Source organism: Pseudomonas lurida, assembly GCF_002563895.1.
GTDB lineage: Bacteria > Pseudomonadota > Gammaproteobacteria > Pseudomonadales > Pseudomonadaceae > Aquipseudomonas > Aquipseudomonas lurida.
The window spans coordinates 3,876,809-3,890,169 of sequence record NZ_PDJB01000001.1 but is presented as its reverse complement, the minus strand read 5'-3'; the positions used below and the strand labels follow the sequence as shown (position 1 = coordinate 3,890,169).

Below are 13,361 nucleotides of genomic sequence, written 5' to 3'. Positions count from 1 at the left end.
CGGACACATTGTCTTTCTTTGGAGCCCTGCCATGTCACTCAAACCACTGTTGTTGATTCCAGCCCTCGGTGCTGTCCTGTTGTTGTCGGCGTGCGCCGGCCCGATCCCAAAGGCGGACCCGAGCGAAGCGTGGATTGGTCTGAAAGAAGAAGCCCCGAACGACCTGATGGCCGAACGCTTGGACGGCAAGCGCGTGGACGACGGGCGCTTTTTTGAAGTGCCGCCGGGCGATCATCGCTTGGATGTCACCCTGTTTGAAGAAGAGCCTGGCGACGACAACCAGCAGGACTGCCAGGGGCGCGTGGAATACAAGCACTTCAAGGCGGGCGAACACTACACCCTGGTCGAATCCAGCCTGGGCACTACCGTGCGCGCCTCCTTGATGGATGCCCACGGCAAGGAAGTCGCGGCCACGCAGGATTTCAATTGCATGCCTGGCTAGGCGTGATGCACCGCCGCCTTATGGGCCTTGGCGGGCACGGCAGGTTTTGCGTGGGGGTGATGGTGCCGGCGGGTAATGCGCAACACCCCCCACAACATGGCGCCGGCAACCGCCAGCCAACCGCAGATCAACAGGAAAATCGTCGTTGCAAGGCTCATTCGGGCCTCCTTTCGCCCCGTCCGGGGCACACACAGTCTTCTCAATGGACAGTCTAGCTACCTGGCGGTTGCCTGCTATTGACCAATGGTCGCGTCCTTCCAACTTCTTTGCTCTATCCACTCCCTTTACTAAGCCTGCGGGCTATACCCGCGTGGCCGGGCGTCCTATGATCAGGGCCCTTACCGGCAGTTGATCAAGAGAGTAGAAAATTGCGGTTACGGTCGAACTTTAAAACATCCGTTCTGTTGGCCTGCGCCCTGGGGCTTGTGGCCTGTTCCGCGACGCCGTCGAGGCTGGCGGGGCTGCCGGAGCGTGTCGAGCTCAATGGCGTGCCGACGTTTCGCAGCGAGGCTTATCAGAGCGGTCCTACAGCGTTAGCCAGCATGCTGTCGCAACAAGGCATTGTCATGACACCGGGGCTGCTGGACAAGCCGCTGCACCTGCCGGGCGGGGAGGCAGACCTTGAGCGCAACATGCAGGTGCTGGCGCGTGAGTACGGGCTGATGGTGTACCCGCTGGACGCGAAGCTGACGGCGGTGCTGGCGCAGGTGGCGGCGGGTTATCCGGTGATGGCTCGGATTGGCGGCGGGCTATGGTCGGACGCGCACTACGTCGTGGTGGTGGGGTTCAATCAACAGAAAAGCACGGTGTTGCTGCGCTCGGGCATGGATCGGCGGCTGCTGATGAGCTTCAGCGACTTTGAGTCAAAGTGGCGCAGCGCCGGGAGTTGGGCAATCCTCACCCAGCGTCCGAGTCAGTTGCCGGCCAACGTGGACGCGCAGCGCTGGCGGGATGCGGCCAATGCCACGGCCCAAGCTGGGCAGGAGCGGGCGGCGGCGCAGGCGCTGAAGGTACTGGCGGAAAAAAAGTAACGGCCAGCACCTGGGCGCCAATGGATGCACCGGGTTTGCCCGCGATGCGGGCATTGAGGGGGTTCAGTTGCCCCGCGGTGTCGCTATCGCAGGCAAGCCAGCGCCCACACAAGCGGGCGCTCAATACTTTGGAAGGTGGCTGCCGTTAGCGACGGACTTCGGCGGCGTTAGCTCTGTTCTTCAGGTTCTTGTCGGCCTTGTAGCGCAACGCGACATCCGGCACCGAACCGCTCTTGCCGGTCTCGACCCAATTGCGAATACGGCTGGCATCGGCAAAGTGGGTGAATTTGCCGAAGGCATCCAGGATCACCAGCGACACGGGGCGGTTACCCATGCTCGTCACCAGTACCAGGCAGTGACCGGCCTGGTTGGTGAAGCCCGTCTTGGTCAGCTTGATGTCCCAGTTGGCGCGGTTGATCAGGTGGTCGGTATTGGAGAAGCCCAGGGTGTAGTTGGGCTTGCGGAACGACACGGTCTTTTCCTTGGTGGTGCTCAGTTGGCTCAGCAACGGATAGTGGCGTGCGGCGGCCAGCAGTTTGCTCAGGTCGCGGGCGGTGGATACGTTGTGGATCGACAGCCCGGTGGGTTCTACGTAGTGCGTGCTGGTCATGCCCAGCGCCTTGGCCTTGGCGTTCATCGCGGCGATGAAGGCTGCGTAACCACCCGGGTAGTGGTGGGCAAGGCTCGCGGCAGCGCGGTTTTCCGAGGACATCAGGGCGATCAGCAACATTTCCTTGCGCGGCATCTGGCTGCCGATCTTCACGCGCGAGAACACCCCTTTCATCTCGGGCGTGTCGGTGATATTGATGTCGATGTACTCATCCATATTCTGCTTGGCTTCGAGCACGATCAGGCCGGTCATCAATTTGCTCACCGAGGCGATCGGTACGACCACGTCGGGGTTGCTGGAATAAATGACCTTATTGGTTTGCAGGTCGACCAGCATGGCGCTGCCGGAGGCGATTTGCAGTTTGGAGGTGTCACGCGGGGCCTGGGTGGTTTCGGCGGCGTGCGCAAAGGTGCCTGTAAATGCAAAAAATAGGCTGACAAGAGAAAGACGAATTTTCACGCGGATGAACTCGCTAAAAAGTAAGGAAATAACCGTTCGGGAACGGGTTTTTGATAAATGCCGTTACATTTTAGGAGTATGGATTAGAAACTGTCGAATGTTCTTCTAGAACCGGACGAAAGTGCTTAAAAACTAAGAAAAAACAGGGTTTATTGCGGCCAATAAAAAGCCCTGCGATAAGGCAGGGCTTTTTCAGTACGCCTGGTTATTAACCGTGCAGGGTTTCTGCAGCATACAGCGTGTTTTCCAGCAGGCAGGCGCGGGTCATCGGGCCGACGCCCCCCGGCACGGGTGTAATCCAGCCGGCGCGGGGCAGGGCGGTTTCGTACACCACGTCGCCTACCAGCTTGCCGTCTTCCTGGCGGTTGATGCCCACGTCGATGACGATGGCGCCTTCCTTGATCCACTCACCCTTGACCAGGCCCGGCTTGCCGGCGGCAACCACGACCAGGTCGGCGCGGCCAACGTGGCCGGCGAGGTCTTTGGTGAAGCGGTGGGTGACGGTCACGGTGCAGCCGGCCAGCAGCAGCTCCATGGCCATCGGGCGACCGACGATGTTGGAAGCGCCGACGACCACGGCATCAAGGCCGTACAGGTCGACACCGGTGCTTTCCAGCAAGGTCATGATGCCTTTTGGGGTGCATGGGCGCAGCAGCGGGATACGCTGGGCCAGGCGGCCGACGTTATAAGGGTGGAAGCCATCGACATCTTTGTCCGGGCGAATGCGTTCGAGCAGTTTGGACGCATCCAGATGCTCGGGTAACGGCAGCTGCAGCAGGATGCCATCGATTGTCGCGTCGTCGTTGAGGCCGTCGATCAGGTCGGTAAGGGCCTGCTGGGTGGTCTCGGAAGGCAAGTCGTAGGCCTTGGAAATGAAGCCGACCTCTTCACAGTCTTTACGCTTGTGCGAGACATAAACCTGAGAGGCAGGATCGCTGCCGACCAGGATCACCGCGAGGCCAGGCGTGCGCAGGCCTTGCTGGCTGCGCTCGGTGACTCGTTTGGCGATCTGCTGGCGCAGGCTGGCGGCGATTGATTTGCCGTCGATAAGTTGTGCAGTCATTACGCGTGATTAACCATCGAGAGGGGGAAGAAAAGTGCGCGCATTCTCGCATGCCAGCGCGTGAGGGCAAAGGCGCTTGGTCTGCAAATTGCCCTAACCCCTTAAATAAAATGAATTTTTTTCAAAAAAGATTTGACGGGTTTCGAGGGCGTCTATACTATTCGTCGCACTTGTCGGGCACAGCCTAGCACTGGTTAAGAAGGTCGAGCAGAATAGATGATTGTTCTGCAAGGCTGGAAGCACTTAGTTTGTAATCCTCCAAGAGTACAGATTAATCAGGCGCCCGTAGCTCAGCTGGATAGAGCATCCGCCTTCTAAGCGGATGGTCGCAGGTTCGAGTCCTGCCGGGTGCGCCATTAGGCAGCTTTGGCACAAGTAGCGCTATATGGTGGGCGTAGCTCAGTTGGTAGAGCACGGGATTGTGACTCCCGTTGTCGAGGGTTCGATCCCCTTCGTCCACCCCATATTTTGAAAAGGCGCCAGATTAATCGTCTGGCGCCTTTGCTTTAAGAGCTTCAAGCGCGGATGTGGTGGAATTGGTAGACACACTGGATTTAGGTTCCAGCGCCGCGAGGCGTAAGAGTTCGAGTCTCTTCATCCGCACCAAATAAAGCTTGGCCCCGTTGATAAGCAGGGTAGGGCTCAACAAAGAAGTGGTTTGGTTTCTTTGTTAACGCAATATGGTGGGCGTAGCTCAGTTGGTAGAGCACGGGATTGTGACTCCCGTTGTCGAGGGTTCGATCCCCTTCGTCCACCCCATATTCGAAAGGCGCCAGATTTAACAGTCTGGCGCCTTTTTTGGTTTCAGCGGTTCGAATATTCCGCGGCTGCAGGTACTGGGTCGCAATGGCAGGGCGTTTCGTCGTATTTATGTATCTCGATGATGCCGCACTGCCTGCCGGCCCTGTTCGAAGGGTTGGCCGTCAGGGAGATGGATGACGACTTCTTCTATATATAGAAGGGGCGGCGCAGAGCCCTGGCGTGATGGGCTGTATTTGTCACCGGGGCGAGGTACATCAGTGCCTTCGTACCGATAAATTGCCGGCTGTTTTCGGGCGTATTTCCAGTAGGGTGACTTCTTGAGTTTGACCCACTAGAATGCATGCCCTTGATTGGGGTCGGAAATGGCCGGCTAACGTCTGTGCAACGAGGAATATCCATGCAAGTTTCTGTTGAAAATACTACTGCTCTTGAGCGCCGCCTGAGCATCACCGTGCCGGCTGAGCGTATCGAGACTGCGGTCAACAAGCGTCTGCAGCAGACTGCCCAAAAGGCCAAGATCGCTGGTTTCCGTCCAGGCAAAGTGCCAATGAGCGAAATCAAGCGCCGTTTTGGTGCCGATGCGCGCCAGGAAGCTGTCGGTGACGTGATCCAGGCTTCCTTCTACGAAGCAGTGGTTGAGCAAAAGCTGAACCCGGCTGGTTCGCCGTCGATCGAGCCTAAGTCCCTGGAAGCAGGCAAGGACCTGGAATACGTTGCCGTATTCGAAGTGTTCCCTGAGTTTGAAGTGGCCGGTTTCGACGGTATCGCTATCGAGCGCCTGAGCGCCGAAGTGGCTGATTCGGACCTGGACAACATGCTGGAAATCCTGCGCAAGCAGAACACCCGTTTCGAAGTGGCCGAGCGTGCTGCCCAGAACGAAGACCAGCTGAACATCGATTTCGTTGGCAAGGTTGACGGCGAAGCATTCGCTGGCGGCTCCGCCAAGGGTACTCAGCTGGTGCTGGGTTCCAACCGCATGATCCCGGGTTTCGAAGACGGCCTGGTTGGCGCCAAAGCCGGTGAAGAGCGCGTTCTGAACCTGACCTTCCCTGCTGACTACCAGAACCTGGACCTGGCTGGTAAAACCGCCGAGTTCACCGTGACGGTCAACAGTGTTTCCGAGCCTAAGCTGCCAGAGCTGAACGAAGAGTTCTTCGCTCAATTCGGTATCAAGGAAACCGGCATCGAAGGCTTCCGCACCGAAGTTCGCAAGAACATGGAGCGCGAGCTGCGTCAGGCCATCAAGTCCAAGGTCAAGAACCAGGTCATGGACGGTCTGCTGGCCGCCAACCCGATCGAAGTGCCTAAGGCCCTGCTGTCCAACGAAGTGGATCGCCTGCGCGTGCAAGCTGTTCAGCAGTTTGGTGGCAACATCAAGCCTGACCAACTGCCGGCCGAGCTGTTCGAAGAGCAAGCCAAGCGCCGCGTCGTGCTGGGCCTGATCGTGGCTGAAGTGGTCAAGCAGTTCGACCTCAAGCCTGACGAAGACCGCGTTCGCGAAATGATCCAGGAAATGGCTTCGGCCTACCAGGAGCCTGAGCAAGTCGTGGCTTGGTACTACAAGAACGATCAGCAGCTGAACGAAGTGCGTTCGGTTGTGCTGGAAGAACAAGTTGTGGATACTGTTCTGCAGAAGGCTAAGGTGACCGACAAAGCGGTCTCTTACGAAGAAGCAGTCAAACCGGCGGAAGCAGCACAAGCCGACTGATTGTCCAACTCGTTGGAAATTCAACCATAAGCCAGCCTCGCGCTGGCTTATGCGTTTTCAAGACATGACTATTTGGGAGTAACTGCAGAGCATGTTCCGTAATTCCTATATTCAGCAGAACTCTGATATCCAGGCCGCAGGCGGCCTGGTCCCGATGGTTGTCGAGCAGTCCGCTCGTGGCGAACGCGCCTACGACATCTACTCGCGCCTGCTCAAGGAGCGAGTGATCTTTCTGGTGGGCCCGGTAGAGGACTACATGGCCAACCTGATCTGTGCGCAGCTGCTGTTCCTTGAAGCGGAAAACCCGGACAAGGACATCCATCTCTACATCAACTCCCCGGGCGGTTCGGTGACTGCAGGCATGTCGATCTACGACACCATGCAGTTCATCAAGCCTAACGTGTCGACCACCTGCATCGGCCAGGCTTGCAGTATGGGCGCGTTCCTGCTGACAGCAGGTGCCGAGGGCAAGCGTTTCTGCCTGCCTAACTCGCGCGTGATGATTCACCAGCCATTGGGCGGTTTCCAGGGCCAGGCGTCGGACATCGAAATCCACGCCAAGGAAATCCTGTTTATTCGTGAGCGTCTCAACACGCTGATGGCCAAGCACAGCGGGCGTACCCTGGAAGAAATCGAGCGCGACACCAACCGCGACAACTTCATGAGCGCCGAAGCGGCCAAGGAATATGGGCTGATCGACGCAGTGATCAGTCAGCGCCCCGCTTAACATAAGCCACTCAAAATAGGGCTGGTCGGCATGTCCGACCACTGGCGGGCTTGAAAAAGCCCGCATAAGCCTTCATCTTGTGTTGCAAGCCTATCGGATTTGGATCGAACGAATGACTGACACCCGCAACGGCGAGGACAACGGCAAGCTGCTCTATTGCTCCTTCTGTGGCAAAAGCCAGCATGAAGTACGCAAGTTGATTGCCGGCCCCTCGGTGTTTATCTGCGACGAATGCGTCGACCTGTGCAATGACATCATCCGTGAGGAGGTGCAGGAAGCCCAGGCCGAGAGCAGTGCGCATAAATTGCCTTCGCCTAAAGAAATCAGCGGCATCCTTGACCAGTATGTGATTGGTCAAGAGCGTGCAAAGAAGGTTTTGGCCGTAGCGGTATACAACCACTACAAGCGCTTGAACCAGCGTGACAAGAAAGGCGACGAAGTTGAACTCGGCAAGAGCAACATCTTGCTGATCGGCCCTACAGGCTCGGGTAAAACCCTGCTTGCAGAAACCCTCGCTCGCCTGCTGAACGTTCCGTTCACCATCGCCGACGCCACCACCCTCACCGAGGCTGGCTACGTGGGTGAAGACGTCGAGAACATCATTCAGAAACTGCTGCAGAAGTGCGACTACGACGTAGAGAAGGCCCAGATGGGTATCGTCTACATCGACGAAATCGACAAGATCTCGCGCAAGTCGGACAACCCGTCGATCACCCGGGACGTTTCCGGTGAAGGCGTGCAGCAGGCGCTGTTGAAACTGATCGAAGGCACGGTTGCTTCCGTACCGCCCCAGGGCGGCCGCAAGCACCCGCAGCAGGAATTCCTTCAGGTTGATACGCGCAACATCCTGTTCATCTGTGGCGGTGCGTTCTCCGGTCTGGAAAAAGTTATCCAGCAGCGCTCCACCCGTGGTGGCATCGGTTTCAGTGCAGAAGTGCGCAGCAAGGAAGAAGGCAAGAAGGTGGGCGAGTCCCTGCGTGAAGTCGAGCCTGACGATCTGGTCAAGTTCGGTCTGATCCCGGAATTCGTTGGCCGTCTGCCGGTCCTGGCTACGTTGGACGAACTGGATGAGGCCGCTCTGATTCAGATCCTCACCGAGCCGAAGAACGCCCTGACCAAGCAATACGCCAAGTTGTTCGAGATGGAAGGTGTAGACCTCGAGTTCCGTACCGATGCACTCAAATCAGTGGCCAAGCGGGCATTGGAGCGCAAGACCGGTGCACGTGGCCTGCGTTCGATTCTTGAAGGCGTCTTGCTCGACACCATGTACGAAATCCCCTCGCAGTCCGAGGTGAGTAAAGTGGTGATCGACGAAAGCGTTATAGAAGGCAAGTCCAAGCCACTGTATATCTACGAAAACAGTGAGCCGACTGCCAAGGCTGCGCCAGACGCGTAAGCGTTGCGCAGTTTCGGTATGAACAAAGGGGCCTCCAGGGGCCCCTTTGTTTTTGCGGCGTTTTTTACGCCAGGACGTTTACTGCGCTTAACTGCTGGCAATAAGCTTGTTTTTTTTGCATGCAGCCCCCATCTTGGTTTCAAGCTTACTTTTCAACTGTCATAGAGGCGAAATCATGAAGACAACCATTGAATTGCCTCTCCTGCCGTTGCGCGATGTCGTCGTTTATCCGCACATGGTTATCCCGCTGTTCGTGGGGCGCGAGAAGTCTATCGAAGCCCTCGAGGCCGCGATGACGGGCGACAAGCAGATCCTGCTGTTGGCCCAGAAAAATCCTGCTGACGATGATCCAGGCGAAGACGCCCTGTATCGCGTCGGTACCATTGCTACCGTGCTGCAATTGCTCAAGCTGCCTGATGGCACCGTCAAGGTGCTGGTGGAAGGTGAGCAGCGTGGCGCGGTCGAGCGCTTCATGGAGGTGGACGGCCACCTGCGCGCTGAAGTGGCGCTGATCGACGAAGTCGAGGCCCCGGAGCGCGAGTCCGAAGTATTTGTACGCAGCCTGCTTTCGCAATTCGAGCAGTATGTGCAGTTGGGCAAGAAAGTCCCGGCTGAAGTCCTGTCCTCCCTCAACAGCATCGATGAGCCGAGCCGCCTGGTCGACACCATGGCCGCGCACATGGCGCTGAAAATCGAGCAGAAGCAGGACATCCTCGAAATCATCGACCTGTCGGCACGTGTTGAGCATGTGCTGGCGCTGCTGGATGCCGAGATCGACCTGCTTCAGGTTGAGAAACGCATCCGTGGTCGCGTGAAGAAACAAATGGAGCGCAGCCAGCGCGAGTACTACCTGAATGAGCAGATGAAGGCCATTCAGAAAGAACTCGGCGACAGCGAGGAAGGCCACAACGAAATCGAAGAGCTGAAAAAGCGCATCGATGCCGCCGGCCTGCCTAAAGACGCCCTCACCAAGGCGACCGCCGAGCTGAACAAGCTCAAGCAGATGTCGCCGATGTCGGCCGAAGCCACCGTGGTGCGCTCCTACATCGACTGGTTGGTGCAGGTGCCGTGGAAGGCGCAGACCAAAGTGCGCCTGGATCTGGCCCGCGCTGAAGACATCCTCGACGCCGACCATTACGGCCTCGAGGAAGTCAAAGAGCGCATTCTCGAATACCTCGCCGTGCAGAAACGCGTGAAGAAAATTCGCGGTCCGGTGTTGTGCCTGGTGGGCCCGCCTGGGGTGGGTAAAACCTCCCTGGCCGAGTCGATTGCCAACGCCACCAACCGTAAATTCGTGCGCATGGCCCTCGGCGGCGTACGCGATGAAGCGGAAATTCGTGGTCATCGCCGTACGTACATCGGTTCGATGCCGGGAAGATTGATTCAAAAGATGACGAAGGTGGGCGTTCGCAACCCGCTGTTCCTGCTCGATGAAATCGACAAAATGGGCAGCGATATGCGTGGCGATCCTGCGTCGGCCTTGCTCGAAGTGCTCGACCCCGAGCAGAACCACAATTTCAACGACCATTACCTGGAAGTCGACTACGACCTGTCCGACGTGATGTTCCTGTGCACCTCCAACTCCATGAACATCCCGCCAGCGTTGCTGGACCGGATGGAGGTGATTCGTCTGCCGGGCTACACCGAAGACGAGAAGATCAACATTGCCGTCAAGTACCTCGCGCCCAAGCAGATTTCGGCCAACGGCCTGAAGAAGGGCGAGATCGAATTCGAGGTCGAGACCATCCGTGACATCGTGCGTTACTACACCCGCGAGGCCGGTGTGCGGGGCCTTGAGCGTCAGATTGCGAAGATCTGCCGCAAAGCGGTGAAGGAACATGCACTGGAAAAACGCTTTTCGGTGAAGGTCACGGCTGACTCCCTGGAGCACTTCCTGGGCGTGCGTAAATTCCGCTACGGCCTGGCCGAGCAGCAGGATCAGGTCGGCCAGGTGACTGGCCTGGCGTGGACCCAGGTGGGCGGCGAGTTGCTGACTATCGAAGCCGCGGTGATCCCGGGCAAAGGCCAACTGATCAAGACCGGTTCCCTGGGTGACGTAATGGTCGAATCCATCACCGCCGCCCAGACCGTGGTGCGCAGCCGTGCCAGGAGCCTGGGGATTCCCCTGGACTTCCACGAGAAGCACGACACCCACATCCACATGCCGGAAGGGGCGACCCCGAAAGACGGCCCTAGCGCTGGCGTAGGCATGTGCACGGCCCTGGTTTCGGCATTGACCGGCATTCCGGTGCGCGCCGATGTCGCCATGACCGGGGAAATTACCCTGCGTGGCCAGGTGTTGGCCATCGGTGGCCTTAAAGAGAAATTGCTTGCTGCACACCGGGGTGGCATCAAGACCGTGATCATTCCTGAAGAGAATGTTCGCGACTTGAAGGAAATTCCTGACAATATCAAGCAAGATCTTCAGATTAAACCGGTTAAATGGATTGACGAGGTCCTGCAAATTGCGCTGCAATACGCGCCGGAGCCCTTGCCGGATGTGGCTCCGGAGATAGTTGCAAAGGACGAAAAACGCGAGTCTGATTCCAAGGAAAGAATTAGCACGCATTAATGCGTTAAAGCCTGGGTGCTTCCTTGACAGCTTTTTAGAGCCCTTGTTATAAAGCGGCTCTTAAGTGTCTGTAGGCCATTCAGCACTGGTTTTTGCTTTCACCAAAAAACTTAGAATCATACTCAATAGATATATAAGGGGACTTAGAGTGAACAAGTCGGAACTGATTGATGCTATCGCTGCATCCGCTGATATCCCGAAAGCTGCTGCTGGCCGTGCGCTGGATGCAGTAATCGAATCCGTCACTGGCGCTCTGAAGGCCGGCGACTCCGTGGTACTGGTAGGCTTCGGTACTTTCTCTGTGACTGACCGCCCAGCTCGCACTGGCCGTAACCCACAGACTGGCAAAGCACTGCAAATCGCTGCTGCCAAGAAACCAGGTTTCAAAGCCGGTAAAGCCCTGAAAGAAGCCGTTAACTAAGCCTCGATCAAGCCTTTGCCTACCCGGGTCGAACGCAGGTTCGACCTGGCAGCGGAGCGGCAGCTGACCCACGTATCCAACGGGTCGCCACGCCGGGGGTGTGGGTTCAAACCCCCGTCCGCTCCGCCAGTTACGAGAAGGCGCATCCTCGGATGCGCCTTTCTTCTATCCGGACTCTACCCACGCTCCACGGTTGCCTATTTTTGAAGTTCAACCGTTTCTGGGGGACGCATGCTGCAAAATATCAGGGACAATTCACAAGGCTGGATTGCCAAGACCATCATCGGGATCATCGTCGCATTGATGGCGTTCACCGGTATCGAAGCCATTTTCCAGGCTTCGGGTAACAGTAAGCAGGACGTGGCCAAGGTCAACGGTGAAGAGATCACCCAGACCGAACTGAGCCAGGCCGTCGACATGCAACGTCGCCAGCTGATGCAACAGCTGGGCAAGGATTTCGATGCTTCCCTGCTGGACGAAAAACTGCTGCGCGAAGCGGCCCTCAAGGGTCTGATCGATCGCAAGCTGCTGCTGCAAGGCGCCGCCGATTCCAAGTTTGGCTTCTCTGAAGCTGCGCTGGACCAAGTGATCCTGCAAACGCCGGAATTCCAGGTGGACGGCAAGTTCAGCGCCGAACGCTTTGACCAGGTGATCCGTCAGCTGGGCTACAGCCGTATGCAATTCCGTCAGATGCTGACCCAGGAAATGCTGATCGGCCAGGTTCGCGCAGGTATTGCCGGCAGCGGTTTCGTCACCGATTCCGAAGTGCTGGCATTCGCCCGTTTGGAAAAACAGACCCGCGACTTCGCGACCGTCAATATCAAGGCCAACCCTGCCGCGGTGACACTCACCGACGACGAGGTCAAGGCTTACTACGACCAGCACGCCAAAGAGTTCATGACCCCTGATCAAGTGGTCATCGACTACTTGGAACTGAAGAAGTCTTCCTTCTTCGACCAGGTTGCCGTGAAGGACGAAGAGCTGCAGGCTGCTTATCAGAAAGAAACCGCCAACCTCGCTGAACAGCGTCGTGCCGCGCACATCCTGATTGAAGTCAACGACAAGGTCACCGACGCGCAAGCCAAGGCCAAGATCGAAGAAATCCAGGCACGCCTGGCCAAGGGTGAGAAGTTCGAAGCCCTGGCCAAGGAGTTCTCCCAGGATCCAGGTTCGGCCAACAATGGTGGCGATCTGGGCTTTGCTGGCCCGGGCGTCTATGACCCGGACTTCGAAGCAGCCTTGTACGCGCTGAACAAAGACCAGGTTTCTGCGCCGGTGCGCAGCACCTTCGGTTGGCACCTGATCAAGCTGTTGGGCGTTGAAGCACCGCAAGTGCCGACGTTTGCCAGCCTGAAAGACAAGCTGACCAAAGAGCTCAAAGCCCAGCAAGTCGAGCAGCGTTTTGTCGAAGCGACCAAGCAATTGGAAGATGCGGCATTCGAAGCGTCTGACCTGGCTCAGCCAGCGTCCGACCTGAAGCTCACCGTCCACACCTCGGCGCCGTTTGGCCGTGATGGTGGCGAAGGTGTTGCGGCCAACCGTGCCGTGGTCACCGCTGCGTTCAGCCCGGAAGTGTTGGATGAGGGTGCCAACAGCACCGCCATCGAACTCGACCCGGAAACCATCATCGTGCTGCGTGCCAAAGAGCACCTGAAGCCTTCGCAACTGCCGCTGGAAAGCGTTGCAGCGGCGATTCGTACGCAGATGGCCAAGGAGCGCGCCAGCGCGGCTGCCAAGGCTCACGCTGACGAGTTGATCGCCAGCCTGCGTGATGGCAAGACCCCACTGAACCAGCCGGTCGACGGCCAGGCCTGGAAGGTCACTGAAGCGGCTACCCGTAGCCAGGAAGCGATCGACCCGGCCGTGCTGCAAGCCCTGTTCCGCATGCCCAAGCCTGCGGCCAAGGACAAGCCGACCTTCACCACTGTGACCCTGGCTGACGGCAGCCTGGTGATCGTGCGCTTGAACGGCGTCAACGAAGCTGCTGCCCCAACCGACGAAGAAAAGGCGCAATATCGCCGCTTCCTCGCTTCCCGTGTGGGTCAGCAGGACTTCGCGGCCTACCGCAAGCAGCTGGAAACCAAGGCTGACATCAAGAAGTACTGATGTCGGTTTGAACAAGAAGCCCCCGGCCTGAAAAGACCGGGGGCTTTTTTATGTGCGCTAGACT

The 13,361-nt window shown here is 57.8% G+C and carries 11 protein-coding genes and 4 tRNA genes; 12 read left to right on the top strand and 3 right to left on the bottom strand.

Going from position 1 to position 13,361, the window contains the following annotated elements:
* The first annotated feature begins 31 nt into the window (after positions 1 to 31).
* Positions 32 to 442, top strand: a complete 411-nt coding sequence (locus tag ATH90_RS17560) for a PA0061/PA0062 family lipoprotein (protein WP_034107280.1) — start codon at positions 32 to 34, stop codon at positions 440 to 442.
* Here ATH90_RS17560 and ATH90_RS29400 read toward each other — a convergent pair.
* On the bottom strand, positions 439 to 600 hold the full coding sequence (locus tag ATH90_RS29400; RefSeq protein ID WP_164403658.1) for a hypothetical protein: 162 nt from the start codon (positions 598 to 600) through the stop codon (positions 439 to 441). The genes ATH90_RS17560 and ATH90_RS29400 overlap by 4 nt on opposite strands.
* 210 nt (positions 601 to 810) lie before the next feature.
* Here ATH90_RS29400 and ATH90_RS17555 point away from each other — a divergent pair, with 210 nt between their 5' ends.
* Positions 811 to 1,473, top strand: coding sequence for a C39 family peptidase (locus ATH90_RS17555; protein WP_098466887.1), 663 nt, complete (start codon positions 811 to 813; stop codon positions 1,471 to 1,473).
* A gap of 145 nt (positions 1,474 to 1,618) precedes the next feature.
* On the opposite strand, the gene pbpG is transcribed toward ATH90_RS17555, so the two are convergent.
* Positions 1,619 to 2,542: a D-alanyl-D-alanine endopeptidase gene (gene pbpG / locus ATH90_RS17550; protein WP_034107277.1), complete on the bottom strand. Its 924-nt coding sequence runs from the start codon at positions 2,540 to 2,542 to the stop codon at positions 1,619 to 1,621.
* A 208-nt stretch (positions 2,543 to 2,750) separates the two neighbouring features.
* Positions 2,751 to 3,605, bottom strand: coding sequence for a bifunctional methylenetetrahydrofolate dehydrogenase/methenyltetrahydrofolate cyclohydrolase FolD (gene folD, locus ATH90_RS17545; protein WP_034107275.1), 855 nt, complete (start codon positions 3,603 to 3,605; stop codon positions 2,751 to 2,753).
* 279 nt (positions 3,606 to 3,884) lie between these two features.
* Here folD and ATH90_RS17540 point away from each other — a divergent pair.
* The 10 genes from ATH90_RS17540 (at position 3,885) to ATH90_RS17495 (ending at position 13,297) form a co-directional block, all read left to right on the top strand.
* Positions 3,885 to 3,961 (top strand) — tRNA-Arg (locus ATH90_RS17540).
* Positions 3,962 to 3,993: 32 nt separating this feature from the next.
* Positions 3,994 to 4,069 (top strand) — tRNA-His (locus ATH90_RS17535).
* Positions 4,070 to 4,126: 57 nt separating this feature from the next.
* Positions 4,127 to 4,211 (top strand) — tRNA-Leu (locus tag ATH90_RS17530).
* A 77-nt stretch (positions 4,212 to 4,288) separates the two neighbouring features.
* A tRNA-His gene (locus ATH90_RS17525) sits at positions 4,289 to 4,364 on the top strand.
* 400 nt (positions 4,365 to 4,764) lie between these two features.
* The gene (tig, locus tag ATH90_RS17520) at positions 4,765 to 6,075 is read left to right on the top strand and encodes a trigger factor (RefSeq protein WP_034107271.1); all 1,311 of its coding nucleotides are present in this window, start codon (positions 4,765 to 4,767) and stop codon (positions 6,073 to 6,075) included.
* Between the two features lie 91 nt (positions 6,076 to 6,166).
* Positions 6,167 to 6,802: an ATP-dependent Clp endopeptidase proteolytic subunit ClpP gene (gene clpP / locus ATH90_RS17515; protein WP_034107269.1), complete on the top strand. Its 636-nt coding sequence runs from the start codon at positions 6,167 to 6,169 to the stop codon at positions 6,800 to 6,802.
* A gap of 112 nt (positions 6,803 to 6,914) precedes the next feature.
* Entirely contained in the window at positions 6,915 to 8,198 is a 1,284-nt protein-coding gene (gene clpX / locus ATH90_RS17510) for an ATP-dependent Clp protease ATP-binding subunit ClpX (RefSeq protein WP_003238279.1), read from the top strand.
* Between the two features lie 175 nt (positions 8,199 to 8,373).
* Positions 8,374 to 10,770 (top strand): endopeptidase La, encoded by a 2,397-nt coding sequence (gene lon, locus ATH90_RS17505; protein ID WP_034107265.1) that lies wholly within the window; start codon positions 8,374 to 8,376, stop codon positions 10,768 to 10,770.
* A 133-nt stretch (positions 10,771 to 10,903) separates the two neighbouring features.
* Positions 10,904 to 11,191: an HU family DNA-binding protein gene (locus ATH90_RS17500; protein ID WP_221034285.1), complete on the top strand. Its 288-nt coding sequence runs from the start codon at positions 10,904 to 10,906 to the stop codon at positions 11,189 to 11,191.
* 231 nt (positions 11,192 to 11,422) lie between these two features.
* Positions 11,423 to 13,297, top strand: coding sequence for a SurA N-terminal domain-containing protein (locus ATH90_RS17495; RefSeq protein WP_098466886.1), 1,875 nt, complete (start codon positions 11,423 to 11,425; stop codon positions 13,295 to 13,297).
* Positions 13,298 to 13,361: the final 64 nt, after the last annotated feature.

Excerpts from the sequence above, each read along its gene's own strand:
- ATH90_RS17560 (WP_034107280.1), top strand. The coding sequence starts at position 32 with ATGTCACTCAAACCACTGTTGTTGATTCCAGCCCTCGGTGCTGTCCTG.
- ATH90_RS29400 (WP_164403658.1), bottom strand. The coding sequence starts at position 600 with ATGAGCCTTGCAACGACGATTTTCCTGTTGATCTGCGGTTGGCTGGCG.
- folD (WP_034107275.1), bottom strand. The coding sequence starts at position 3,605 with ATGACTGCACAACTTATCGACGGCAAATCAATCGCCGCCAGCCTGCGC.
- tig (WP_034107271.1), top strand. The coding sequence starts at position 4,765 with ATGCAAGTTTCTGTTGAAAATACTACTGCTCTTGAGCGCCGCCTGAGC.
- clpP (WP_034107269.1), top strand. The coding sequence starts at position 6,167 with ATGTTCCGTAATTCCTATATTCAGCAGAACTCTGATATCCAGGCCGCA.
- clpX (WP_003238279.1), top strand. The coding sequence starts at position 6,915 with ATGACTGACACCCGCAACGGCGAGGACAACGGCAAGCTGCTCTATTGC.
- lon (WP_034107265.1), top strand. The coding sequence starts at position 8,374 with ATGAAGACAACCATTGAATTGCCTCTCCTGCCGTTGCGCGATGTCGTC.
- ATH90_RS17495 (WP_098466886.1), top strand. The coding sequence starts at position 11,423 with ATGCTGCAAAATATCAGGGACAATTCACAAGGCTGGATTGCCAAGACC.